At 55.6% G+C, this 24,104-nt stretch carries 17 protein-coding genes and 1 riboswitch; of the genes, 5 read left to right on the top strand and 12 right to left on the bottom strand.

Annotated elements, in window-relative coordinates; all coding sequences use genetic code 11:
- Window positions 1-199 precede the first annotated feature (199 nt).
- Window positions 200-826, bottom strand: a complete 627-nt coding sequence (locus tag ACSHSR_RS17600; RefSeq protein WP_479631000.1) for an imm11 family protein — start codon at window positions 824-826, stop codon at window positions 200-202.
- A gap of 735 nt (window positions 827-1,561) precedes the next feature.
- Between ACSHSR_RS17600 and ACSHSR_RS17595 the strand changes: the two genes are divergently transcribed.
- Entirely contained in the window at window positions 1,562-2,197 is a 636-nt protein-coding gene (locus ACSHSR_RS17595; protein WP_479630999.1) for a class I SAM-dependent methyltransferase, read from the top strand.
- A gap of 107 nt (window positions 2,198-2,304) precedes the next feature.
- Here ACSHSR_RS17595 and ACSHSR_RS17590 read toward each other — a convergent pair whose 3' ends face one another.
- From ACSHSR_RS17590 to ACSHSR_RS17555, 8 genes are all read right to left on the bottom strand, one after another.
- On the bottom strand, window positions 2,305-2,745 hold the full coding sequence (locus ACSHSR_RS17590; protein ID WP_144215853.1) for a nitrate reductase cytochrome c-type subunit: 441 nt from the start codon (window positions 2,743-2,745) through the stop codon (window positions 2,305-2,307).
- The gene (napH, locus tag ACSHSR_RS17585) at window positions 2,742-3,674 is read right to left on the bottom strand and encodes a quinol dehydrogenase ferredoxin subunit NapH (protein ID WP_037474093.1); all 933 of its coding nucleotides are present in this window, start codon (window positions 3,672-3,674) and stop codon (window positions 2,742-2,744) included. The genes ACSHSR_RS17590 and napH overlap by 4 nt, the downstream gene beginning before the upstream one ends.
- Window positions 3,671-4,414, bottom strand: a complete 744-nt coding sequence (gene napG, locus ACSHSR_RS17580; protein ID WP_208166204.1) for a ferredoxin-type protein NapG — start codon at window positions 4,412-4,414, stop codon at window positions 3,671-3,673. Before napG ends, napH begins: the two co-directional genes overlap by 4 nt.
- Window positions 4,415-4,424: 10 nt before the next feature.
- The gene (gene napA, locus ACSHSR_RS17575) at window positions 4,425-6,908 is read right to left on the bottom strand and encodes a nitrate reductase catalytic subunit NapA (protein ID WP_479630998.1); all 2,484 of its coding nucleotides are present in this window, start codon (window positions 6,906-6,908) and stop codon (window positions 4,425-4,427) included.
- Window positions 6,905-7,204 (bottom strand): chaperone NapD, encoded by a 300-nt coding sequence (locus tag ACSHSR_RS17570; RefSeq protein WP_025889977.1) that lies wholly within the window; start codon window positions 7,202-7,204, stop codon window positions 6,905-6,907. Before ACSHSR_RS17570 ends, napA begins: the two co-directional genes overlap by 4 nt.
- Window positions 7,205-7,461: 257 nt before the next feature.
- A complete protein-coding gene (locus ACSHSR_RS17565) occupies window positions 7,462-8,652 on the bottom strand; it encodes a lipocalin-like domain-containing protein (protein WP_479630997.1) in 1,191 nt (396 codons plus the stop codon).
- Window positions 8,652-11,225, bottom strand: coding sequence for an FtsX-like permease family protein (locus ACSHSR_RS17560; protein ID WP_479630996.1), 2,574 nt, complete (start codon window positions 11,223-11,225; stop codon window positions 8,652-8,654). The genes ACSHSR_RS17565 and ACSHSR_RS17560 overlap by 1 nt, the downstream gene beginning before the upstream one ends.
- Entirely contained in the window at window positions 11,218-11,883 is a 666-nt protein-coding gene (locus ACSHSR_RS17555; protein WP_144227152.1) for an ABC transporter ATP-binding protein, read from the bottom strand. Before ACSHSR_RS17555 ends, ACSHSR_RS17560 begins: the two co-directional genes overlap by 8 nt.
- Before the next feature lie 355 nt (window positions 11,884-12,238).
- Window positions 12,239-12,339: riboswitch (glycine riboswitch) on the top strand.
- A 117-nt stretch (window positions 12,340-12,456) separates the two neighbouring features.
- On the opposite strand from ACSHSR_RS17555, the gene ACSHSR_RS17550 reads away from it, so the two are divergent.
- Window positions 12,457-13,824 (top strand): alanine/glycine:cation symporter family protein, encoded by a 1,368-nt coding sequence (locus tag ACSHSR_RS17550; protein WP_208185042.1) that lies wholly within the window; start codon window positions 12,457-12,459, stop codon window positions 13,822-13,824.
- Here the strand turns inward: ACSHSR_RS17550 and ACSHSR_RS17545 are convergent.
- Window positions 13,809-14,717 (bottom strand): LysR substrate-binding domain-containing protein, encoded by a 909-nt coding sequence (locus tag ACSHSR_RS17545; RefSeq protein ID WP_117199918.1) that lies wholly within the window; start codon window positions 14,715-14,717, stop codon window positions 13,809-13,811. The genes ACSHSR_RS17550 and ACSHSR_RS17545 overlap by 16 nt on opposite strands.
- 90 nt (window positions 14,718-14,807) lie before the next feature.
- Between ACSHSR_RS17545 and ACSHSR_RS17540 the strand changes: the two genes are divergently transcribed.
- The 3 genes from ACSHSR_RS17540 to ACSHSR_RS17530 all read left to right on the top strand — a co-directional run bounded on the left by ACSHSR_RS17540 (window position 14,808) and on the right by ACSHSR_RS17530 (window position 21,630).
- Window positions 14,808-14,957 (top strand): hypothetical protein, encoded by a 150-nt coding sequence (locus ACSHSR_RS17540; protein WP_157823005.1) that lies wholly within the window; start codon window positions 14,808-14,810, stop codon window positions 14,955-14,957.
- A gap of 249 nt (window positions 14,958-15,206) precedes the next feature.
- A complete protein-coding gene (locus ACSHSR_RS17535; protein WP_479630995.1) occupies window positions 15,207-20,510 on the top strand; it encodes a PAS domain S-box protein in 5,304 nt (1,767 codons plus the stop codon).
- An 88-nt stretch (window positions 20,511-20,598) separates the two neighbouring features.
- Window positions 20,599-21,630, top strand: a complete 1,032-nt coding sequence (locus ACSHSR_RS17530) for a response regulator (protein WP_044735116.1) — start codon at window positions 20,599-20,601, stop codon at window positions 21,628-21,630.
- A gap of 58 nt (window positions 21,631-21,688) precedes the next feature.
- Here ACSHSR_RS17530 and ygfZ read toward each other — a convergent pair whose 3' ends face one another.
- Together ygfZ and serA are read right to left on the bottom strand one after the other, a co-directional pair.
- Window positions 21,689-22,654, bottom strand: a complete 966-nt coding sequence (gene ygfZ / locus ACSHSR_RS17525) for a tRNA-modifying protein YgfZ (RefSeq protein WP_123116875.1) — start codon at window positions 22,652-22,654, stop codon at window positions 21,689-21,691.
- A gap of 108 nt (window positions 22,655-22,762) precedes the next feature.
- The gene (gene serA, locus ACSHSR_RS17520) at window positions 22,763-23,992 is read right to left on the bottom strand and encodes a phosphoglycerate dehydrogenase (RefSeq protein ID WP_028779409.1); all 1,230 of its coding nucleotides are present in this window, start codon (window positions 23,990-23,992) and stop codon (window positions 22,763-22,765) included.
- Between the last annotated feature and the right edge of the window lie 112 nt (window positions 23,993-24,104).

Below are 24,104 nucleotides of genomic sequence, written 5' to 3'. Positions count from 1 at the left end.
CCGCTACGTCACTGAGTGCTGGGGGGCGGAGGTTTGGAAAGGGGCGAGTGGATACCGCCCCATTTCTACCGTTCCATTCTACCGAACCATGCCCTCGGGAGCGGCGAGTGTCTTGTAGCGACTGGCTACGAGCAATAGCCAGGAATGGTAAGCCACTCTCTACAAAAGAGAAGGCCACGAGGACTTATTCGCATCTTCCCTAATATTGTTCACCATCCACGAATTCACTGACTTTAAAGAAATTTATTCCTTTTACATTATGTTCTTTAAATATATCAACCACTTTTTGATGGATGAATATTTCCCCCAATGATGTATCCGCAACTTGGAAAATCAATCGCTCAGCTTCTGGTATTGCATCTAAAACATCTTCACGGAAGTGATAGTTATCCATATCTGCATGAATCGTAAATCCATCAATGTTAGTCGAGCCATTACCTGGCATGTAGAATTTACTTCTATTCAGATCAATACAATTTAACGTCTTAAATGTATTGAGTGCCCACAGCCCTTTAACTGAGTTGTTTTGCTTGTCCTGAATAATTGCTGGGACAAACTGGCTACCATAAAGACCTGATTCAATAAGCTCTTTAAGTTTTGATGTCACTATGAAGTTTGGAACACTAAACGCCAAGGCGTAATCTTCCATTAGGAAATTTAAGTTATCATTTTTTGATACAAAAGAGAGGGTTTCCGACTCCACATTTAGCTTTTCAAAATCCCAGTTAGTATTGGCAGTATATGATGTTGGGATTAAGTCAGTTTTATATTCATCAAATTCATAGTCTGGGTAAACAATGTAATAAGATTCTTCATGAATATTCAAAAAAGTTCCTGTATCTAAACTGTGTGACAATTATTTCCATGGAAATTCGGACAATTCCCCTTTTATTCAATTCAGTAGACACGCATGGTCATGTAACCCATTTTGCCAAAAACCTATCAGATACAGCACCATGCGCGATGCCCACATCTTACAGGATTTGCGCAACGGATAATGCCCAAACTTATTTTCTATAACAGATTTTATTAAAAAACATTATCTATCATATGGTTGTGGTGATTTTGTGGAGTGTAAACCTAAGGTCGCGTGCATGTTTGACAGTATGTTCGCCGGGAATCATCCGTAGGACGCTGAGCCCCTCTTGGGCGCGTAGTGACAGGCTTACGAGAGAGGCTGGGATGCCAGAGTGGCGCCATCAGGGATGATTTTATGGCATGCCGAAAAGTCGCCAGGACGAAAGCCCGCGGCAGCTTTGGGGGGAAACTCTACGACTTTTGCCTGAATCTTGGGAACAGTGGTTGTTGCGTCTTGCCGATTAAGCTCTAGGAGCCGGGGGTGGGGTTTGTTAGAGTAAGCGCAGTTTTTGGCGGCGACCGTTGCGGGAAAGTATGAAAGCTCCAGTCCGATAGCCAATCGCCGAGTCAAAGTAATGAGCCAGGCACTGAGCCAAAGCTCTGAGTTAGAGCTATGAGTTAAGGCTCTGAGTTAAAGCCTTTAGGCCAAGGCTGTTAAACCAAAGTCGTTAAACCAAAGCCGTTAAAGTGAACCGAGTCATCGATGAATCCATGTCCCTTGTGTGCCAACACCCAGCCTAAACAGACAGTTCCCGCCAGGGTTGCCAGACGTTATTTTCTCTGCCCAGAGTGTCGGATCATCTTTCTCGACCCTGCGCATTTTCTGCCCTTGAATGAGGAGCAGCAGTTTTACGATACCCACGAGAACAGCATTGACGATCCCGGCTATGTGGGCTTTTTGCAACGCCTGTTGACGCCGGCGATGACCTTTCTGCGCCCGGGCATGCAGGGACTGGACTTTGGCTGTGGCCCTGGGCCGACACTATCAAAACTCCTGGCCAGGGAAGGGATAGCGTGTGACGATTTCGACCCGCTGTTTTTCCCCAATCCATTGCAGGCGCAGTATGACTTTATTCTCTCCAGCGAGTGTTTCGAGCACTTGCACTGGCCGGCAGCCGAGATAAGCGCGCTGCTGGCACGTCTGGTTCCCGGGGGCTATTTAGGCATAATGACTGACCGCTGGCAGAGTGAAGCCCAGTTTTATGACTGGCACTATACCCGGGATCCTACCCATTGCAGTTTCTTCCATCGTGCAACATTGGACTGGCTCTGTGAGACGTTTGCTTTGAACTTATGTTTTGTCGATGAGCGACGGATTGCCATTTTTCAGAAAAACTGAGGCATCAAAGTGAAGGGCTGGAAAGGGCAGGCAAGCCCCAATCCCTTTGGGGCTGTACCTTGAAACTGGGGCGCCTCCAGGAAGCAGCGACCCGGTTTTTCTCGCTATCAGTTGGCAGCGCCAGTGCTGAAGTTATTGTCCACCAGCGGCTGCTTGTTATCGGCCTGAGGTACATGGCACTGGGTACAGAAATAGTTCTGTCCATTGAGGGTGCCCTTGTCGTCGATAACATGGGACTTGGCCACAGGCGTTGCCTTCATGCGCTTGGCCTTGTTCCAGTCATGGCAGTTCATGCAGCTGTTTTTCTTCAGGCTGATGGGATAGTCGGCCTTGTGAGGAATGAGTGGCGGCTGCTCGGCGTAGTTACGCTCTATGGCGTTGCCACGCATTGGATAGGAAGGCATGGCATCGGCCGGGCGTACAGAGCTAATCTCTGCATCGCCACCGCCAAGAGAACTGACGTTAACCGGCTGAGCCGTTTCTGCCTGCTGTCCTGAGCAGGCGCTGAGTGCCAGCAGCATCGCGGCTGCGCTGAGTGTTTTTTTCATTGCTTGTTCTCCGCCTTGGTGGCAATTCGGTTGCAATCTATTTTGTTGGATTTGTCTTTGGCTTCACCCTTGGGTGAGAGCCGGGTTAATGGCGTATCAAACTCAAAGACCTTCTTGGCACAGACATCGATACAGCGGCCGCAGAGGGTGCAATCGGTACTGGTTATCGTTGGGTTGCTTCCCTTGAGGGCGGGTTTGAGCACCTGCCGTTCGGGACACACGGTAAAACAGTCCATGCAGTTGTTGCAGTCGTTGGCTCTTACCGCCTCGATATTGACCAGTCGCAGCTTGCCCAGCAGGCTGTAGAGGGCACCACTGGGGCACAGGTGGCTGCACCAGGCGCGCTCGCTGACGAACAGATCCAGCAGCAGTATCGCCAGTAGCAGCCACAGGCCGCTGAAGCCACCGAACAACAAGGCCCGGTAGGCCACGGGAACCGGGTTGAGCCACTCCCAGGCCAACAGGCCGGTTAGTGGGGGCAAGAGCAACACCAATACCAGCAGATAGTAGCGCAGCGACCTTGGCAGCTCGGGCAATCTGGGCAGGCCCAACTTGCGTCTGAGCCAGGCGGCCGTATCTGTCACCATGTTGACCGGGCAGACCCAGCTGCAGAACACCCGTCCACCCAGCAGGCCATAACCCAGGGCGACAATGGCGGCGCCGAGCAGCAGGCTCAGCTCCGGCAGATGGCCACTGGCCAGGCTCTGCAGCGTCACCAGCGGATCGGCCAGCGGCACTGTGTCCAGTAGCAGGCTGGCCGACAGGTTGCCTTTCAGTAGCCAGAGGCCAAACAGTGGCCCTATGGCAAACAGCAGCAAAACGCTCAGTTGTGACAAGCGTCTGAGTAGCAGGAACCTGTGTGCCTTCCACCAACCCAGGGTGGCGATGGCATCGGCGGCAAAGGCGTCTGAGCTTTTTTTTCGACTCATATTGCCCCTCCGTTACCCAGTCCGGGCAGCCCTTGATTGAGCATCTCCAGGGTGGTCTTTTCCGTGTCTATGTAAGTGTCGTGCTCGGCGGTCTTGCCGCTGGCGAGCTTCTGCGGCAGCACCTTGATCGCCGCCTCTTCCAAAACGCAGGCATGTTCACACTTGCCGCAGCCGGTACAGATATCGGCATGCACGGTAGGAATAAACATGGCGTGGTGGCCACTGCGCTCATTGCGGGCACGCTCAAGGGTGATGGCCTCATCGATGAGCGGGCAGACGCGGTAGCAGACATCACATCTCAGGCCTTTGAAGTTAAGGCAGTTTTTCTCATCTATTAGTACGGCTGTGCCCATTCTGGCATCCTCGATTTTCTCGAGGCCGGTATCCAGTGCCCCACTGGGACAGGCGCGGGTACAGGGAATGTCCTCGCACATCTCGCAGGGGATACTGCGGGCGCTGAAGAAGGGCGTGCCTGTGGCAGCCCCTTCAAACCAACGCGCCAGTTTCAGAGTGTCATAGGGACAAGCCTCGACACAGAGGCCACAGCGAACACAGGCCGAGAGAAAGGCGTCCTCGACGAGGGCGCCAGGGGGACGTATCGCCTGGGGCGCCAGCGACTGGGACTTGGCCAGCGCTGATATCCCCAGCCCGGCCAACCCCATCACACAGCCTGCTTTGGCCGTGGTCGCCAGAAACTGGCGACGATTGATGTTATTGACGCTATTGCGTTTGTCACCCATTACTGCCGCCTCACGCCTTCATCACTTTGACCGGACACTTCTTGTAGTCTGTCTCTTTGGACAGCGGGTCGGTGGCGTCCAGTACCAGCTTGTTGACCAATTGACGGGCATCGAAGAAGGGCATGAACACCACACCTTTGGGCGGCTTGTTACGGCCCTTGGTTTCAACCCGGGTCTTCACTTCGCCACGAGGCGAGGCGACGATGACTTCATCACCACGCTTGAGGCCACGGCTCTTGGCATCATCAGGATGCATGAAGATCTGCGCATCCGGATAGGCGCGGTACAACTCGGGTACTCTGGCGGTCATTGAACCTGTGTGCCAGTGCTCCAGCACCCGGCCTGTACTCATCCACAGATCGTATTCGCTGTTGGGCTCCTCGGCGGCCGGTTCGTAGGGCAGGGCGAAGATCACCGCTTTGCCATCCGGCTTACCGTAGAACTGATAGCCTGAACCCGGTTTAACGTAAGGGTCAGAACCTTCAACGAAGCGGCGCAGGGTTTCCTTGCCATCCACTACCGGCCAACGCAGACCACGGGTTTCGTGGTAGCGGTCGAACTGAGCCAGATCGTGACCATGGCCGCGACCGAAGGCGGCGTATTCTTCGAAGATCCCCTTCTGCACATAGAAGCCGAAGTGTTCAGATTCATCGTTGAGCTCGGCCTGACAGTCGCTGGTGGGGAACTTGTTGATCACTCCATTGGCGAACAGCACTTCATAGAGGTTCTTGCCGGCGTATTCAGGTTTCTTGGCAATCAACTCAGCGGGCCAGACTTCCTCTACCTTGAAGCGCTTGGCGAACTCCATCAGCTGCCACAGATCCGACTTGGCGCCTTCAGGGGCTTTCACCTGCTGGTGCCACATATGGGTGCGGCGCTCGGCGTTACCATAGGCACCTTCTTTCTCGACCCACATGGCGGTAGGCAGGATCAGGTCGGCCGCCATGGCGGTGACTGTTGGGTATGGATCTGACACCACGATAAAGTTTTCCGGGTTACGGAAACCGGGATAGATTTCATCGTTGATATTGGGGCCGGCCTGCATATTGTTGGTACACATGGTCCAGTAACAGTTGAGCTTGCCGTCTTTCAGCATCCGGCTCTGCAACACGGCATGGAAACCAGGCTTGGGCGGAATAGTGCCTTCAGGCAGCTGCCAGGCCTTTTCTGTGATGGCGCGATGCTTGTCGTTGTTGACTACCATATCGGCGGGCAGACGGTGGGCAAAGGTGCCGACTTCACGGGCGGTACCACAGGCAGAGGGCTGGCCTGTGAGAGAGAAGGGGCTGTTACCCGGAGTGGCAATCTTGCCGGTCAACAGGTGCAGGTTATAGAGCATGTTGTTGGCCCAAACCCCACGCACGTGTTGGTTGATACCCATGGTCCACAGGCTCATTACCTTGACCTTGGGATCGGCATAGGCCTTGGCCAGCTCCAGCAGGCGCTCTTTCTCCACGCCGCTCATCTCGCTGGCGTATTCCAGTGTGTAGCGGCTGACAAACTTGGCGTACTCATCGAAGCTGATATCGCTGAACTTGCCGTTACCTGGGTTCTTGGCTTTTTTCTCCAGCGGATGATCCGGACGCAGGCCATAACCTATGTCATCCACACCCAGAGCAAACTTGGTGTGCTTGTTGACGAAGTCCTTGTTGACCGCGCCATTTTGGATGATGTAGTTGGCGATATAGTTGAGGATAACCAGGTCGGACTGAGGCTTGAACACTATCGGGTTGTCGGCCAAATCGAACGAGCGGTTCTCGAAGGTAGACAGTACATGCACCTTACCGTCGGGGTGGCTCAGACGGCGATCCGACAGGCGGGCCCAGAGGATGGGGTGCATCTCGGCCATGTTGGCGCCCCAGAGCACAAAGTGATCGGCGGCTTCCAGGTCGTCATAACAGCCCATGGGTTCATCGATACCAAAGGTACGCATAAAGCCGACCACGGCCGAGGCCATACAGTGGCGGGCATTGGGGTCGATATTGTTGGTGCGGAAACCTGCCTTATGCAGCTTGGAGGCGGCGTAGCCTTCCCAGATGGTCCACTGGCCTGAGCCGAACATGCCCACAGAAGTCGGGCCCTTGGTGTTGAGCGAGTGCTTCCACTTTTCTGCCATCACATCGAAGGCCTTATCCCAGCTCACGGGGGTGAACTCACCGTCTTTGGCATACTGGCCGTCTTTCATCCGCAGCAGTGGAGTGGTCAGACGGTCTTTTCCGTACATGATTTTCGACAGGAAGTAGCCCTTGATGCAGTTCAGGCCCTTATTGACCGGGCTCTCAGGATCGCCCTTGGTGGCGACGACCTTGCCCTCTTTTGTGCCTACCAGCACAGAGCAGCCGACACCGCAGAATCGGCAGGGGGCCTTGTCCCATTTGATATTGTCTTTCTGCTCAGCGGCTTCGACGACTTTCACTGGCAGAGTGACTCCAACGGCCGTGGCGGCGGCAACGGCGGCGTTGGCTTTAAGAAACTCGCGGCGGCTTATGCTCATGGTGTTTCCTCACTCTTTATTTCTTTTGTTTGACTGACAGGCTCAGAATCGACCTGATGATAGATAAGACTGCTGGACAGTATCCCGGGCAGACGGTTGATTGCTTCGACGTTATCCAGGATCTCGCCCTGGCTTTCGCCTTCGAGGGTGACTACCAATTTGCCTTCTGGGCTGCTGGCGTGGACTTCGGCGCCTTCAAGGGCCTGGATGGCAGTGGTCACCGCCTCCAGGGTTCCCGGAGCGGCATGCACCACCAGACTGGTGACATGGTATTCCATCTCTGTTTGTTGCTTCATTGAGGCTCACCTCGACAGGTAAGGGCGACTGGCACGGCATGGGCCGAGTCACCGGAACTGAATCAAAGTCTAGACCTCATTAAAAATGTGGGTATACCTCTTGAGAGGTAATGAAAGCGATTGGCGATCCGGATCAACATTTTCAATGTGATCTGAATCCAAGTTTGAAATTTAAACAGATTAGCCGCTTGACTCTTGCAATATTAATGCAACGCCATTTTGAGAATAGTTCTTGTTTACTACCTAAAGTGGGTTATTCAATAGCCGGTCAGCTCCATATAACCCACGCCGGTTTGTGTGCCCTTGATGGTGATGGGCCCCTCCCAGTAGGGGATAGACAGGTTCATGGCGGCATTGGGATTGAGGGCTTCCAGAGTCAGTGACAGAGATTCTCCCGGCAGCTCCAGTTGCCAGGCGACAGGGTAGCGACCGCTGGCCGTTTGTTGCCAGTCCTTGACGCTGAGGCTGATATCATCGAGCGCCAGCAGGTGGCCACTGCCGTCGGGATACATGCGCTTGCCGCTGAAAAAGGCTTTGTTTTCCTGCTCTCTGAGCTGAAACAGCATCAGGGCCGAGCCGTCATCGAGCCGCAAGGCGAACCAGTCCCAGCCCTGTTGGCCGCGACTGAGAAATTCTGAGCTCCACTCCCTATCGAGCCAGGCATTGCCGGATATCTGCAGCCATTGCTCCTTGTGGCGCACTCTGCCTTTGACCCGAATAAAAGGCTGGCTGTAGTAGTAAGAGGCCACAGTGCCGGCGGCATTTTTACGGCTGAAACCCTTATCTCCCTGAATCTGCAGCTCGGCCTGGCTATCGAGTTGTAACTCGAAGGCAAAGTCCTCTTCGCTGACCTGTAAACTGGCGGGAAACAGCCCGCTATTGGGGCCGCTTGCCGCCTGACTTTGCCAGCGCCAGTTATCGAGCCAGACCCTGAGCGGCAAGCCCATGGCTCCGGCCTGAGTTTTGTCCTGGGCTCCCTGGGGATGGGCAGCTTTGCCTTGGGGCGCGGCAAGCGCGCCCCTGGCCCAGCGCTCGGCGCTTTGGTGACTGTTTTGAAAGCTCAGTGCGCTGTGGGCCATATAAAGCTGATTCGTCGCCCAGGGAGAGCTGGATTCAGGTTCACACGGGGAGAGGGCGATACGAAACTGAGTCCATTGCAGCCCGAGGGGTTCACCGCTTTGCGTGGTCAGATTGGCGGTCAGATACCACCACTCCTGACGAAACCTGGGGTGGGGCAGGTGATCTTCCGGAAACTGCAGCGCCGCGCCTGGCTCGACTTTCGCATAACCTTCGCTCGCTGTACCCATCACCCGGCTCATGGCCCGTGAGTCTTGCTGCTGAGCCTGATCTTGATGAGCCTTATCGCAGCCACTCAGCACAGCGCCGCCCAGCAGTAGAGCTGCTAACAAGGGCGCTGCGGCACGCCACTGCATTGTAATCAATCGCATTAGAGCACCTCCTGTTGCAGACTGGAGACCAGAGAGCGGCGGCTCTGCCAATAGAGGGGAACTATCACCGCCAGGATGCAGCACAGCAGCGACAAAAGCACCACCCGGCCATAGGCCAGCCAGTCCCACTGCATGGCTATGGTCCAGCCGAAGGCCTGCAGCGTCACCTTATGGATAAGCAGGTAACCGAGAATCGCCCCCATGGGCAGGGCCAACAGACAGGTGAGCAGCACCACCAGCAGCATCTGCAATAGCAACATAGACAAAAGCCGGCCACGGGTAAGCCCGAGCGAGCGTAACATGGCGAGGCTCGCCTGGCGGGACTGGGTCAGCATCAGCACGGCACTGAAAAGCCCCACGGCGGCCACCAGTAAGGTCAGGGTGTTGAGCACCAGGGTAATGCTGAAGGTCTTGTTGAAGACCCGAATCGCCTCATCGCGAATTTTTTGCTGGCTGTAGACCTGTACCGGACTGAGTCCAAGCTCTTGAATGAGGGCGCGCTCTAGGGCGGCAATGCTTGTGAGTCCTGCCCCCTTGGCCCTTTCTGCACTTGTTGCTATGCCACTCACAGCCAGGCTAACGGCTTCAGTTGGCAGCTTAAGCCCTTGCCAGAGGGATTGCGCCAGCAGGACCTCCCCCTTGGGATTGCCATAGTCGTAATAGATGGCGCTGATGGGCAGGGTCAGTGGTGTCTTACATTCCTTATCCGGGCAGAGGCTGAGCTTGTCGCCCGGCGCCAGCCCCAGCGTCAGGGCCAAGGGCTCGCTGATAGCCAGAGCCTGGCCTTGGATCACTGTCTGCAGTGCTTGCTGTTGCTTGTTTGGGGCTCCTTGCACCTGAGCCTGGGCTGGGGTTTTCAGCGCTGTGGTGCGCGCGATAGAGTCGGCGTCCCGGCTGATAAGGTTTATCTCCAGCGCATTGTCGCTCCCCTTGGCATAGAAGGGTGCCTGCCATTGGTAGAAATGAGCCAATCCGGGGGCTTGCTGCTCAAGAAAATGCTCCAGCTTCGCCATATTGCCGGCGCCCGGGCGGATATAAAGCTCGGCATGCAGGCGGGTGTCGAGCCAGCTTCTAAGGGTCTTGTCAAAGCTGCCTACCAGGGTATTCATGGCGATATTGGCACACAGGGCGAGTAGCAGCGCCATCATGGCCAGCGCCAGCGGTGCCACCAGCTCTCGGGTATCGGCGATGGCGTACTTGCTGAGTCCGGACGGAAACAGCCGCGCCAATAGCCCGAGCAAAGACTGCAACAGTTGCGGCAACAGCAGCGGGATAGCCAGGGTCAAGAGCCCCATCAAGCCCAGGCTGTGTTGGTGGGTTTGGCTCAAGGGATAAAGCAGCGCCGTCAGGGCAAGCAGCGCAACCCCAATGAGAAACAGGCGTTTGTGCATGCTTCTGTGTCTGTGTGCATGCCATTGGCTCTGGGTATTTTGTGCCAGGCTCTGATGACACAGCTCAAGATACAGGGGCACGCAGGCCAGCAGTGCGGCGATAAGTGTCAGACCGGCGCCTTCGGCCAACCATTGCCAGCGCCAATTCCCTGGCAGCAGAGTCGCACCATAGAGCTGCTCCAAGGTCAGCGCCACCATGGGCTGCAGCCACTGGCTGAGCTGCAGCGCCAGAATAAAGCCACTGGCCGAGCCAATGAACACCAGCAACAACAACTCCAGCAGCAGCGCCAGCATCAGGGCACGTCGTCCCAGGCCCTGCTTGAGCAACAAGAGCAACAAACGGCGGCGTTTCATCAGGCTGTAGCGTACACCGTTGTAGGCGATAAACAGCCCCACCACGAAGGCCAACATCCCCATGGCGTTGAGATTCAAATGAAAACTGCGGGTGAGCGCTGTCAGGGCGGCGCCCTTGTCCTGCTCGCTGATATTCAGCTTACCCAGCGGCAGTCCGCTTTGCTTGAGCCGCTCTTTGAGCCTCAGCGGCTCGCCAAAGAGGGCGATATAGCTGAGGGTGCCTTCGCGCTTTAATAGCTGCTGGGCCAGCGAGATATCCAGATAGAGGCGGTTGCCGAGCTGCTGTGAGTCGGCGAGCGCCAGCACTTCGAGCGTGCGTCCACCGAGGGACAGGGTTGGCGGCGCCTTGAGTCCCTGATGCAGGCTGTCGCTCATGACAATGATGGGCTCACCGGCGAGCAGTCTATTCAAGGGCAGATGGTTGCGGCCATTGCCCCTTTGCTCGAAGGTGCCGAGGGCGGCAATGATATCGCTGCCTTCCACTTGCCACTGGCGACCCTGAGCGTCGTCAAGGACGCCGCTGATCACCGGCAGTGCCTGGATGCCGCTTTGGCGCAGTTGAAAATAGAGTGCTTCATCGAGGCTGGCCCCGCGGGCCTTGGGGGTGATAAAAAGGCTGGCCTGTTGTCCCAGGGCTTCGCCCGCCTCACGGTAGCTGTTGATGGCGTTGTCGTTGGTAGCCTTGACGCCAATCAGCAGAGTCACCGCCAACACTATCCCCAGCAGTATGGCGCCGGCCTGCAGCGGCGCCTTGCGATAGTGGGCCAGGGTGACTTTCAGGGCCTGCCAGGCCAACTTGATTGTGGTCAGCGCCCCTGTGTCATTCATGAATGCGCCCTTGCTGCAGGTGCCAGCGGCGCTGCATATAGGCGGCGGCCGTTTCGCTGTGGGTGACCATCAGAATGGCACTGCCGGCATCGGCGGCGAGAGCGCACAAAAGCTGCATCACCTCATCACCGGCGGCGGCATCAAGGTTGCCTGTCGGTTCATCGGCCAGCAGCAATTCAGGCTTATGGGCCAGGGCGCGGGCAATGGCGACTCTCTGCTGTTGACCACCGCTGAGACTTTCGACTTCCCGGTTCAACAGTGGCGTCAGCCCCAGCGCCTGCACCAGGTGATCGCACCAGGCTTGCCATCCTTCACCGAGCAGCGACAGGGGAAAAAGAATATTGTCGCGAACATTGAGCGGCGTCAGTAGGTTGAATTGCTGGAACACCACCCCCAGATGACGGCGGCGAAAGGCGCTCCACTGTTTGTCCTGCCAGCGGCTGCTGTCTTGACCTGCCAGCAGAATGCGGCCCTGATCCGGGTGCTCAAAACCGGCTATCAGATTCAGCAGTGTGCTCTTGCCGCTGCCGCTGGGACCGGTCAATGCCACCGTCTCGCCGGGTTTTATCTCCAGGCTGAGATTTGCCAGCACCCTGTGGGGGCGATCGCCGTCCAAAAATCCTTTGCTTACCCCTTCCAGCAACACCTGGCTCTGCATCTGAACTCCTGTGACCCGCAGTAATCTGCTACAGCATAACAAGTTTTTTCAATCGGTGAACTCGACTTTCAGCTGTTGTTACCGCGTAAACCGAACCTGGTTCGGTCGCTCGGGGTGTAGGCCAAGGTCAAATTTTTTGCAGCAAACAGGGCGCGAGTCGGTTTTGGCCCTTGAGCCGGGGGCCATTTAGGCGCAAACTGTGCCACCTGCCACAAATAACGTGGCAATCCGTTCGGATGAAGGTAGCAGGAGAGTGGGGAATCGCCCCCACACCGACGAGGCAATTTCCACCGGTTAACCCGGTTGGAGGTACTCTTTCAGGTGCTGGTCAGCATTGACGGCGTGGACTGTTACTGGACGAGCCTCTGGAGAGACCGGGCATGCCCCGGCGCCGAAGGCGAAAGTGCCGGCTTAGGCCGGCGCGAAACGCTCAGGCAAAAGGACAGAGGAGAGGATGATTGCACCGCCTTGCCTCTGGTGATCTTTCGCTTTTGGCCTCTGCTGCCGCGGTTTCGCAGCCATTTCTTTTCCTCCTCCGTTTATTAATTTTGATGTTTAATAACTGAGGAATCTATGGATTTTCATGCACTTCTTACCCAGATAAACGCTATTGTCTGGGGACCTGCCACCTTAGTCTTGTTGGTGGGAACCGGTATTTATCTGAGCTTCAGGCTGGGATTCATTCAACTGTTACGTCTGCCGCTGGCGCTGCAGTTGCTGTTCAAACCCGCCAATGGCAAAGGGGAACTCTCCTCTTTTGCCGCCCTCTGTACCGCACTGTCGGCCACCATAGGCACGGGCAATATTGTCGGGGTGGCTACTGCCATCAAACTCGGTGGCCCCGGCGCCCTGTTCTGGATGTGGATTGCCGCCTTGTTTGGCATGGCCACCAAGTATGCCGAGTGTCTATTGGCGCTTAAGTTTCGCACCACAGATCGCCACGGTAACATCGCCGGTGGCCCCATGTACTACATAGAAAAAGGCCTGGGGCTCGGCTGGCTGGCCAAGCTGTTTGCGGTTTTCGGTGTCGGTGTCGCTTTTTTCGGTATCGGGACTTTTGCCCAGGTCAATGCGATTTCCGAAGCCCTGACCATCGCCTTTGATGTGCCAGCCTGGAGCACGGCCGTGGTGCTGACCTCGCTGGTGGCTGCCGTGACCTTAGGGGGTGTTAAACGGATTGCGGCTGTGGCACAAAAGTTGGTGCCCACTATGGCTATAGGCTATGTGGTTGCCTGTCTTTGGGTGCTGCTGAGCGCCAGCGAGGCGATTCCGGATGCGATAGCGCTGGTGTTGCATTCCGCCTTCAATCCGGTGGCGGCTGGCGGTGGCTTTTTGGGGGCCGGTATCGCCCTGGCGATTCAAACCGGGATTGCTCGTGGGGTATTCTCCAACGAGTCGGGTTTGGGCAGTGCCCCGATAGCGGCGGCAGCCGCCAAAACCAAGGAGCCGGTTGAGCAGGGACTGGTGAGTATGACGGGCACCTTCTTCGATACCATCATCATCTGCACCATGACGGGCTTGGTGCTTATTCTTACCGGTGTCTGGAATGGCGATACCGCCGGGGCCGGCATGACCAGTGCTGCTTTTTCCAGTGCCACTACGCCGCTGATTGGCCAGTATTTGGTGACTGTGGCGCTGGTGTGTTTCGCCTTTACCACTATTCTTGGCTGGAACTATTATGGCGATCGCTGCTGGAGCTATCTCACCAAGGGCCGCTGGATCCCGCTCTATCGCTGGGTTTTTCTTGGACTTATCGCCTCGGGCGCCTTTATCACGCTGGATCTCATCTGGCTGCTCGCCGACATAGTCAATGGCTTGATGGCGATACCCAATCTGATTGCCATTATAGGTCTGCGCCACCTGGTGCTGGCAGAAACCCGCAGTTATTTTCAGCGTCTGCGCGGCTGCGGTGATGAGGCTCTGCCTCAGGCCGATGCCTGAGTCTTGAGCGAAGCAATCAAGGCCAGCAACCAGTCTTCAAACCGTCTTATCCTGGCCAGTTTGGGTGAGGCGGCGTGATACAAGAGGTGATAGCGGATCCCACCCGGTAGCACTTGCGGCAGAGGCGCCGTGAGCGTACCGGCGCGGATATATTGCTGGGCCATCAGGCGGGAGCCTAAAAACACCCCGTGGCCTGACAGCGCCGTGCTCAGTGCCATATCCAGATTGGCGACCCGCACCCAATTGAGCGCCTGGGTATCCGGCGTGATACCTGCCGCCGCAAACCAGGCCAGCCAATCCTGTCCCGGCTTGTCGTCGGCATCGATAAGCCAGCATTGGCTCAGTTGCGAGGTATGTGTGAGTGCTTGCTCCTGTGCCAGTTGGCTGGAACACAGGGGTACTGTGTCATCGTCGAACAGGTGACGACAGTAAAGCTCACCCGCATCAATGTCACCAAAACGTATCCCGATATCCATCTCTGCGTGTTGGAGATCTTCCAGCTGACTCGAGGCCCAGACCCTGACCTTGATTTCCGGATGCTGCCGATTGAACAGCCCAAGATTCGGCAGCAGGATCAAGGAGGCAAAGGACTGAGTTGTCGTGATGTTGAGCTCTCCTGGAACCCCCTGGCATTGTATCTCTTGCCAGCAGGAGCCGATGGAGCCGAATGCCGCCGTCAGGGTATCGGCCAACTGCTGAGCACGGCTGGTGGGCTGCATGCTGCGACCGCGGCGAATAAAGAGTTTGATCCCCAGGTGAGCCTCCAGCAAGCGTAGCTGTTGGCTGACCGCCGCTTGGGTGATATGTAACTCTTCTGCGGCTTGGGTGTAGCTCTTGTGCCGCGCCGCCGCTTCCAGGCAGCGCAGTCCCTTGAAGTGATCTAAGTGTTCCATAAGCTGTACTTATTTTAATGGTAAGAAATCATCGTTGGTTTTACGGTGGGCGCCGCGGCAAAATGCATTTGGTCACCACAGGAGCTCGCCATGAATTCAGCCACTCAAAAACCTTGTTTAAACCCAGATAGTAGAGATTCTACTGCCAATAGCAAGCCGCATGGAAAGGGGCGCTTTCAGCGCTGGCTTGCAGCTATTGGCCGTTCTCTTTCCCTGCAACATAAGAGTTTATTTAAATAATTCCAGCTTATCTTTTTCTGTGTGTTTTATGCCAGTTGGCTGCAGCTGACTTTTTTGTGAAATTTGCTCCGCTTCACTTGTTTAACCGCATGGCTAATGCTTAAATAACAAGGTTAATTTTTGACCTTTAATCAGTTAGTTGACTTCAGTCGCCTGATGTACTTCGGCATTGATTGCCCAAGAGAGTGTGTCTGACAATAGGACTTTGCAGTAGCAGAGTCGCAAGGAAATCGTCAGAGAGGCAGAGCTATGCCGGATACCGCGACACTCAGAACTTTTCGCAGCCGTATTCTGTTGCAGATAGCCATTCCCTTAATCAGCATCATGACTGTGATTTCGGGGATTACCGGCTGGTATAACTATCAGGAAGAAGAGAAAGCCTTCTTTGCCGACTTGGCCGAAAAGGCAGACTTCGCCGCTAAAAGGCTCGAGTTTGAGCTGTCTTTGGCACAAAGGGATAGCCAGACACTGGCTTACAGCCTGGGGAATCTGGAGTCTTTCGAACGTCTGCAACAAGCGGATAATCTCTATCAGCTGCTCAGGGACAGATTGCAGCGCAATCCCAACTTTTACGGCAGTGCCATCGCCTTTCAGCCCGGGTTTCTGCCCGGGCAAAAACGCTTTGCTCCCTATGCTTTTCGTCAGGACCTGTCGATTGTCACCATGGACATAGGCCAGGAAGCCTATGACTACACCAGTGGCGAGTGGGACTGGTGGACCGAAGCACTCAAGCTGGCGGATGGGTTTTGGACGGCCCCCTATTTTGATGAAGGTGCCGGCAATGCACTGATGATCACCTTCTCGCAACCCTTTGGCAGCGAAGGGGCGCCGCTGGGCGTGGTTACCACAGATCTGGCACTTTCCAGCCTGCCGATACGTTTGGGGATAGATCCCAAAAAGCTGTTGGTATTGGACAACCAGGGCCGGCTCATCTATCACCCGGACAATAATCTTACCCGCAACGCCAAATTGGAAGACTGGCTGGCTAATACCGCCGCCGGCAAGGAAGCGGCGCAGCATATCTATGCCGCCGACACCCCCGAGGTGGCCCTGAGCGATCTCAACGGCGTGCAGTACCTTGCCAGTGTCGCCAGGGTTGCACCACTGGAGTGGCGGGTGTTGGTGATCACGCCGCAAAAGCAGTTGCTGCGTTCTTTCCTGCAGGATTTCAGCTCCTTGACGCTCAACCTGTTGCTGCTGGCTATGATACTGCTGGTCACCAGTTACTGGAGCGCCAAGCGTCTCACCCAGCCTCTGGAGCAGTTGGAAGCCGGGATAGTGGACTTCAGCAAGGGGTTGATCAAACGCTTGCAAAAACCCGAAGGCGTGGTGCGGGAGATTGCGACTCTCAGCAATAAATTCAATGAGATGGCTGAAATTCTCGAAGAGAGGGAACAGGCGCTGCTCGACTCCCGCGGCAACAGGTTTGCCAAGCTTATCGACGGCATGAGTGACAAGTCCTTCTACTGCTCCATGGATCCCAACGGCGCTATAGTACAGGCCAGTGAAGGGGTGAAGAAGGTCTTGGGTATCACTCCTGAAGTGCTCAGGCGTAAGTATCAGCGGCTGTTTTCCAGCAACAGTATCAACGAAGCCAACTGGCAGTATATGGAACAGGCGCTGGCCGGCGAGTCGGTGCCGCCGCATCAGGTGGAGTTGGCCGATGCCGAAGGTGGCTTGAGGCGTTTGGATCTGTTTATGCAGCCTCTGCTCGATGATGAAGGCAAGCTGATTTCGGTGGAGATGCTGTTTAATGATGTCACCGAGCAGTTTTCCGCCGCGGCCTGGTCCAACGCCGTGCTGGAGGCGGCGCCGGAGGCGATGCTTATCGTAGATGAAGGCGGCATGCTGGTGTTCTCCAACAGCCGCTGTCAGGAGCTGTTCGGTTATGCCGCCGAGGAGATGCTCAAACTCAATATCGACCAACTGTTGCCGGAAGTGGACCGGCTGGAACACGCAGCCAAGCGCCATGCCTTCGTGACCGACGGCAAGGATCGCATGATGGCCAAGGGCAAGGCGCTGCAGGCACTCAAGTGCGATGGTTCCCAGTTCCCGGTGCAGATAGGTTTGAGCCTGTTGCCTACCGATCACAAGGGTAAACGTCAGGTGGCGGCATCGATTCGGGATCTGACCGAGCAACTGGCGGTAGAGCGTAAAATTCGCGAGAGCGAGAGCCGTTTTCGTGGCCTGGTATCCAACATCCCCGGCGCCGTTTATCGTACCCGGGTCGATGAGCAGTGGACCATGGAATATGTCAGCGACAATATCACTGAGATAAGCGGCTATCCGGCCTGGCACTTCATCGACAGCAAGAAGCGCAGTTATGGTTCACTGGTCATAGATGAAGACAAACAGCTGTGTATCGACACCATCAACTCGGCCCTGGCCGAGCAGCAAGCCTTCGATGTTGAGTACCGTATTCGCCACCGGGATGGCAGTGTGCGTTGGATCCATGAAAAGGGTAAGGCCAGCTATGATGAAGACGGTAACCCGCTGTGGTTCGATGGTAGCCTCAATGACATCACCGACAGCAAGCTGGCTCAAGAGAAGATGGAGCAGTCACGGGAGCAATTGGAAACCATCACAGAGTCTGTGCCCAGCACTGTGTATCAACTGTTTTGGCAAAGCCAGCAGCAACGCAGATTCACCTTCCTTTCCAGTGCAGCCATCGCCACTCTTGGCCACCACAAGAATGAGGTGATGGCCGATTTTGATCTGGTGGCCGAGCGGATTGTTGCCGAAGACAGGGGCAGCATTATTCGCCTGCTTTCCGGCGAGAGTGGACTGCAATGGATTAAAGAGTTCCGCTACCGGCATCCTTCCGGTGAGGTGCGTTGGCTAGAGGCCGGTGCCAAGGGCAGTAAACAGCAGGATGGCATGCTCTGGAACGGTTATCTGACCGACATCAGCGGCCGTAAGGAGATGGAAACCGAGCTGGCCCAGAGCGAGGCCCACTTCCGGGCCCTGTTTGATAACGCAGGTATAGGCATAGTCAACCTGGACGATCGCGGCACCATAATGGATTGCAATGGCCAGTTCTGCAGTGACATGGGCATGAGTGCCGAGCAGCTCAAACGTCGCTCGTTTGCCGATTTGATGGCGCCGGAAGACAGAAGCAATGCCAGCGAGCTGTACGAGCGCTTGAAGCGAAGTGACGATCACAGTGTCAGCGGCGAGTGGCGCCTGCTCAGTGCCTCCGGCGAGCCCATGTGGATGGCAATCAACGCCTCCGAGCTTGAAGAGGAAGAGGGCCGTGAACGTTCTGTGGTTATGAGTATCGCCAACATTACCCGCCTCAAGCTATTGTCCAACGAACTGATGGCTGCCAAGGAAGATGCCGATGCCGCCAACAAGGCCAAGAGTGACTTCCTTGCCAATATGTCCCATGAGATCCGCACCCCGATGAACGCCATTATCGGCATGTCTCAGCTGTGCCTGCAGACACAGTTGGATCGCAAACAGCGTAACTATGTGGAAAAAATTGAACGGGCTTCGCAATCCCTGCTGGGGATCATCAATGACATTCTCGACTTCTCCAAGATTGAGGCCGGCAAACTGGATATCGAAGTGGTGCCGTTCCAGCTCGACAGTATTTTGGAAGATCTCGGGGATATGTTCTCTGAGCGCGCCGCCGACAAACAATTGGAGCTGCTGTTTGCCGTGGCCCCCAGCGTACCCAGCCACCTGGAAGGGGACCCACTGCGTCTCGGTCAGGTGCTTATTAACCTGATGAACAACGCCATCAAATTCACCGAACGGGGTGAAGTGATGCTGTCGATAAGTGAGCTCAGCCGCGAGCAGGATGAAGTGATCCTGAGATTCGCGGTGCGCGACAGTGGCATAGGTCTGACGGCCGAGCAGCAAGCCAGATTATTCAAGTCTTTCAGCCAGGCAGATACATCGACCACGCGTAAATACGGCGGTACCGGGCTTGGGCTGGCGATTTCCAAACAACTGGTAGAACTGATGGGCGGCGAAATCGGCGTCGAGAGCCAGTTTGGCAACGGCAGTTGTTTCTTCTTCACTGTGCGGCTCAAGGTTGCGGAAAACGACAAGCTGAATGTAGAGCAGGAACTGGAGGGCATGCCCATTCTGGTGGTCGATGACAACGGTACCGCCAGAGATATATTGCGCACCACGCTCGAGAGCATGGGCTTTACCGTTGACTGTGCCCGCAGTGGCATGGAGGCGCTGGATAAGGTGAAGCGCAAGTCCTACAAGATGGCCTTGATCGATTGGAAGATGCCTGAGATGGACGGCATGGAAACCGCGCGGCAGATACTACAGGTAAAAGAGCCGCCGCTGATCCTCATGGTGTCGGCCCACGCCAACAGTGACTTTATCGAACAGTTGGAGCAACTCGGGATTAACGGCTATATCACCAAGCCGGTCAGTGCCTCCAGGCTGCTCGATGGCATTATGCTGGCTCTTGGGCGTCAGGGCCATATTCCTGTCAGGCGCAAGGCGTTGGATCTCGAATCCCTGCAACTGGCAGCTCTTGCCGGCAAACGTGTGTTGCTGGTGGAAGACAACGAGATGAATCAGGAAGTGGCGACCGAGTTTCTTGAGCAGGTGGGCATAGACTTGTCCATCGCCGAGAATGGCCAGATAGCACTGGAGAAGTTGGCGCAGCAGCAGTTTGATCTTGTACTGATGGACTGCCAGATGCCTGTGATGGATGGATATCAGGCCACAGAGGCACTGCGCAAGATGCCTGGGCTTGAGCAGTTACCTGTGGTTGCCATGACGGCCAACGCCATGGCCGGTGACAAGGAGATGTGTCTGCGAGCGGGCATGAATGACCACATCGCCAAGCCGATAGAAGTCAGCCTCTTGTATCAGGTGTTGTTGCAGTATCTGGGAGGTGGGCAAGTCCCGGCCGCAGCAGGGAGCAATGACGCTGGTATGGCCCATGGCGATGCTCCTGAGAATCTGGTGAGCTGGCCGGAACACGAGAGCCTGGATATCGATCGCGGACTGCAGCTGGTACAGCATTCAGAGCGCCTCTATCGGCGCATCTTCGAGCGTTTCCTCGGTAGTCAGGGCAATGTCGGCAAACGGATTCGCAAGGCGCTCAAGGAACAACAGCAGGAAGAAGCGGTCAGGGCGGCGCATACCCTTAAGGGGCTGGCAGGTAACCTTTGCTCCGAGCCTTTGGTGGAAGAGGCCAGGCAATTGGAAGCCAAGTTGGCGGCCGGTGAAGAATGTGAGCAAGAGTTGCTGGCGGTGGAAACCCGGGTTGCAGCCATTGTCGAAGCCATTGCGGACTGGATGGGTGATAAGCCACACAGCGATCCTCAGACGGAAGGTGATGCCGCCGAGGAGATTGATCCCGAGGCGCTTAAAACCGCCCTGGAGCAACTGCTGCAGAGTCTGGAAGACGCCGATGCCGAAGCCGTTGTTCAACTGGAAGCATTGAGCCGCAGGGTGAGCAAGCCTCTGTGGCAGCGCCTGAAACCTGTCAGCAGCATGGTCGGCAGCTATCAGTTTGACGATGCCGCCGATCTTATCCGCGAGCTGCAGCAGGAGCTGAACGAGACCGAGCAGGCCTGACTATACTCATTAGGGGATATTCGCGCCGCCAGTAAAGCACTGTGGCGCTGAAATAGGATGTGGAGCCCGTAACAAGAGGGAGATTGAGATGGAAAAAGCCACTGTACTGGTGGTGGACGATACACCGGAGAACATAGATATTCTGGTGGGGATCCTCGGCGACGATTATAAGCTCAAGGTGGCGATAGATGGCCCAAGAGCGCTGGCGTTGGCGCAGAAGAGCCCTCCGGATCTGATCCTCCTGGATGTGATGATGCCGGGCATGAATGGCTATGAAGTTTGTAAGCGTCTCAAGCAGGAACCCATGACCAGCCATATCCCGGTGATCTTTGTCACCGCTCTCTCTGAGGTGGCCGATGAGACCCAGGGCTTTGATTTGGGGGCTGTCGACTACATCACCAAGCCTGTCAGTGCCCCGATAGTCAGAGCCAGGGTACGTAACCACTTGGCCCTCTATGATCAGAAGCGTTTGCTGGAACAACAGGTGCGCGAACGTACCCGCGAGCTGGAACAGACCCGCTTCGAGATCATCCGTCGTCTGGGCCGTGCCGCTGAATACAAGGATAACGAGACCGGCTTACACGTTATTCGCATGAGCCACTATGCCAGGCTCCTGGCACAACAGGCCAAGCTGCCGGACAACTTCTGTGAGCTGCTTTACAATGCGGCGCCCATGCATGATATCGGCAAGATAGGTACTCCGGATGCTGTGCTGAAAAAGCCGGGGAAACTGGACGCCGAAGAGTGGCGAATCATGCAGCAACACGCCGAAATCGGTGCCGAGATTATCGGTGAGCACCCGGATCCTCTGTTGCAGATGTCCCGGCGCATTGCGCTGACTCACCACGAGAAGTGGGATGGCTCTGGTTATCCCAATGGCTTGAAAGGCAATGATATTCCCATTGAGGGGCGAATCGTCGCCATTGCCGATGTCTTCGATGCCCTGACCTCGATTCGACCTTACAAGAAGGCCTGGAGCATAGAAGATACCATGGCGTTACTGGAGTCTGAGGCGGGGAAACACTTTGACCCTGAATTGGTGGAACTGTTCAAACAGATACTGCCCCAGGTGATAGAGGTGCGTGATACTCATATGGAAACTGAATCCGGCACTGAATAGCGACAAACTGCGGATAAAAATAAAGGCGCCGACGGCGCCTTTATTGGGTCATTCATTGTTACTCCTGCTCTTCCAGAGAGTAGGGCAGAGGCAGTACCGTCAGTTCGCTGTTTTCATCATCAGCGATGCGGAATTTGGCGCCGACTTCTGTGTCATTGGCCAGCACTGCGGTCAGCAGCAACTCGCCATTTCGTTGTACGGCTTCAATAATGCTGCCGCCCTTACGAAAACCTTCATCCAGCGCCATCTCCAGCGTGGTTTCCGGGGTGACATCGACAGTGGCTTTACCCTTGAGAATATAGAGGGCTCGCTTGTTGCCGCCGCGATACTTCATTCTGGCCACGGTTTCCTGGCCCATATAGCAACCCTTGGTGAAGCTGATGCCGTTGATGGCCTGCAGGTTGCACATTTGCGGTACAAATTGGCCCATGTGTGATGCCGGCAGGTTAGGGTAGGCGGCAAGGATTTCCAGCTCTTGCCAGGCACTGGCATCGACTGGAGACTGCTGCTGGCACAAGGCATCGGCCCGGGCCTTGGGCAGAACCAGAATAAAGCGCTCGCCGTCCTGCAGTACCACGCCGTCATCGACAGCACTCACTTGCTGCTCTGGACTGAAGCCCGGGAACTGCTCTGCCAACCAAGTGACAGCCTTGGCGCCGGCTATACCCAAGAGACTGTAATCGTCGCTGACATCGACCAGTTCGGCCTTGCTGAACACAGCGTACTTCTTCAGTTGCGGCAAGTCGGCAGCCAGGGTATCCCTTGGCATCATCAATATCAGGGCATCACCCAGGGCAAAGGTTCTGAAGCTTGAAAGCATTTTGCCTTTGGGATCGCAGTGAGCGCCCCAACGCCACTGCTCGGCCGTGAGAGAGCTGATATCCGTGGTGACCTGACCATGGATAAAGCTGCGGCCCTGTTCGCCGGTAACGGCAAGCAGACCCAAGTGAGAGAGGCGGGAAATAAGCAGATCCGGAATGCCGGCATCCAGTGGCCAATCGGGCTGAGAAACGCAAATGCTCATAACAAGATCCTGAGATTGAAGGCATTAAGAGATCTGCGATTGTAGCGGATTTGACAGAAATAAACAGGGCGCCGATAGCAATATGGCGCCCTGTGAAAGCCTCAAAAATCAGAACAGCAGTCTGGTACGGATAGTACCTTCGATAGACTTGAGTTCTGTCAGTGCTTCTTCAGCCTGGGTGGTATCTACCTCCATCACCACATAACCTATGGTGGCCGTGGTTTGCAGATACTGGGCTGAAATGTTGATGCCTTTCTCCGAGAACGCCTGGTTAATCTTGATCAGAATACCGGGGCGGTTATGGTGAATATGCAGCAGGCGGGAGGCATCTTTATGCTGCGGCAGCGATACTTCCGGGAAGTTGACTGCCGACAGGGTAGAGCCGTTGTCTGAGTATTTGGCCAGCTTGCCGGCAACCTCAATACCTATGTTTTCCTGGGCTTCTTCTGTGCTGCCGCCTATGTGGGGGGTCAGTAACACATTGTCCAGACCGCGCAGCGGGCTTTGGAATTCGTCAGTATTGGACTTGGGCTCAACCGGGAACACGTCGATGGCGGCACCAGCCAACTGTTGCTCCTTGAGGGCTACCGCCAGGGCGTCGATATCCACCACAGTGCCGCGGGAAGCATTGATCAGTATGCTGCCTTTGCGCATCATCGCCAGTTCGGCCTGGGCAATCATTTCTTTGGTTTGTGGTGTTTCAGGCACATGCAGGCTGACCACATCGGCTTGAGACAGTAACTGCTCCATGGAATGTACCTGCTGGGCGTTACCCAGCGGCAGCTTATCTTCGATATCGAAGAAGATCACTTTCATCCCCAAGGTTTCGGCGAGGATCCCCAACTGGGTACCGATATGGCCATAACCTATGACCCCCAGGGTCTTGCCACGGGCTTCGAAGCTGCCATTGGCGCTCTTGAGCCAGCCACCACGATGGGCCAGGGCGTTGCGCTGCGGAATACCGCGCAGCAGCATGATGATTTCACCGAGTACCAGTTCGGCTACGCTGCGGGTATTGGAGAAGGGCGCATTGAACACAGGAATACCCAGTTGCTCGGCCGCCTTGAGGTCGACCTGGTTGGTGCCGATACAGAAACATCCTATGGCAACCAGCTTTTCCGCCTGTTGTAATACTTCTTGGGTCAGTTGGGTACGGGAGCGGATTCCGACGAAATGGGCATCTTTGATCGACTGCTGAAGCTCTGAGCCGGAGAGTGATGCCTTGTGATACTCGATATTGGTATAGCCAGCCCTTTCCAGCACATCGACGGCTGATTGGTGGACGCCTTCCAACAACAGGATTTTAATTTTATCCTTGTCCAGCGAGTGTTTCGCCATGATATAGGTACCCTCTTGATTATTAACTAATGTACGTATGCTATGATGCTTTTGCCCATGCCCAATCAAAGTAGCACTTTTTTCAGGTGAAGTGGAGGGCTAGATGGCTAAA

This window comes from Shewanella sp. VK101, from assembly GCF_056497865.1.
This window is presented reverse-complemented; position numbering and strand designations above follow the sequence as displayed.

Bases quoted from the DNA above. Each gene is read 5' to 3' on its own strand.
- ACSHSR_RS17595 (WP_479630999.1), top strand. From the start codon at position 1,562: ATGAATCCATGTCCCTTGTGTGCCAACACCCAGCCTAAACAGACAGTT.
- ACSHSR_RS17590 (WP_144215853.1), bottom strand. From the start codon at position 2,745: ATGAAAAAAACACTCAGCGCAGCCGCGATGCTGCTGGCACTCAGCGCC.
- napH (WP_037474093.1), bottom strand. From the start codon at position 3,674: ATGAGTCGAAAAAAAAGCTCAGACGCCTTTGCCGCCGATGCCATCGCC.
- napG (WP_208166204.1), bottom strand. From the start codon at position 4,414: ATGGGTGACAAACGCAATAGCGTCAATAACATCAATCGTCGCCAGTTT.
- napA (WP_479630998.1), bottom strand. From the start codon at position 6,908: ATGAGCATAAGCCGCCGCGAGTTTCTTAAAGCCAACGCCGCCGTTGCC.
- ACSHSR_RS17570 (WP_025889977.1), bottom strand. From the start codon at position 7,204: ATGAAGCAACAAACAGAGATGGAATACCATGTCACCAGTCTGGTGGTG.
- ACSHSR_RS17565 (WP_479630997.1), bottom strand. From the start codon at position 8,652: ATGCGATTGATTACAATGCAGTGGCGTGCCGCAGCGCCCTTGTTAGCA.
- ACSHSR_RS17560 (WP_479630996.1), bottom strand. From the start codon at position 11,225: ATGAATGACACAGGGGCGCTGACCACAATCAAGTTGGCCTGGCAGGCC.
- ACSHSR_RS17555 (WP_144227152.1), bottom strand. From the start codon at position 11,883: ATGCAGAGCCAGGTGTTGCTGGAAGGGGTAAGCAAAGGATTTTTGGAC.
- ACSHSR_RS17550 (WP_208185042.1), top strand. From the start codon at position 12,457: ATGGATTTTCATGCACTTCTTACCCAGATAAACGCTATTGTCTGGGGA.
- ACSHSR_RS17545 (WP_117199918.1), bottom strand. From the start codon at position 14,717: ATGGAACACTTAGATCACTTCAAGGGACTGCGCTGCCTGGAAGCGGCG.
- ACSHSR_RS17540 (WP_157823005.1), top strand. From the start codon at position 14,808: ATGAATTCAGCCACTCAAAAACCTTGTTTAAACCCAGATAGTAGAGAT.
- ACSHSR_RS17535 (WP_479630995.1), top strand. From the start codon at position 15,207: ATGCCGGATACCGCGACACTCAGAACTTTTCGCAGCCGTATTCTGTTG.
- ACSHSR_RS17530 (WP_044735116.1), top strand. From the start codon at position 20,599: ATGGAAAAAGCCACTGTACTGGTGGTGGACGATACACCGGAGAACATA.
- ygfZ (WP_123116875.1), bottom strand. From the start codon at position 22,654: ATGAGCATTTGCGTTTCTCAGCCCGATTGGCCACTGGATGCCGGCATT.
- serA (WP_028779409.1), bottom strand. From the start codon at position 23,992: ATGGCGAAACACTCGCTGGACAAGGATAAAATTAAAATCCTGTTGTTG.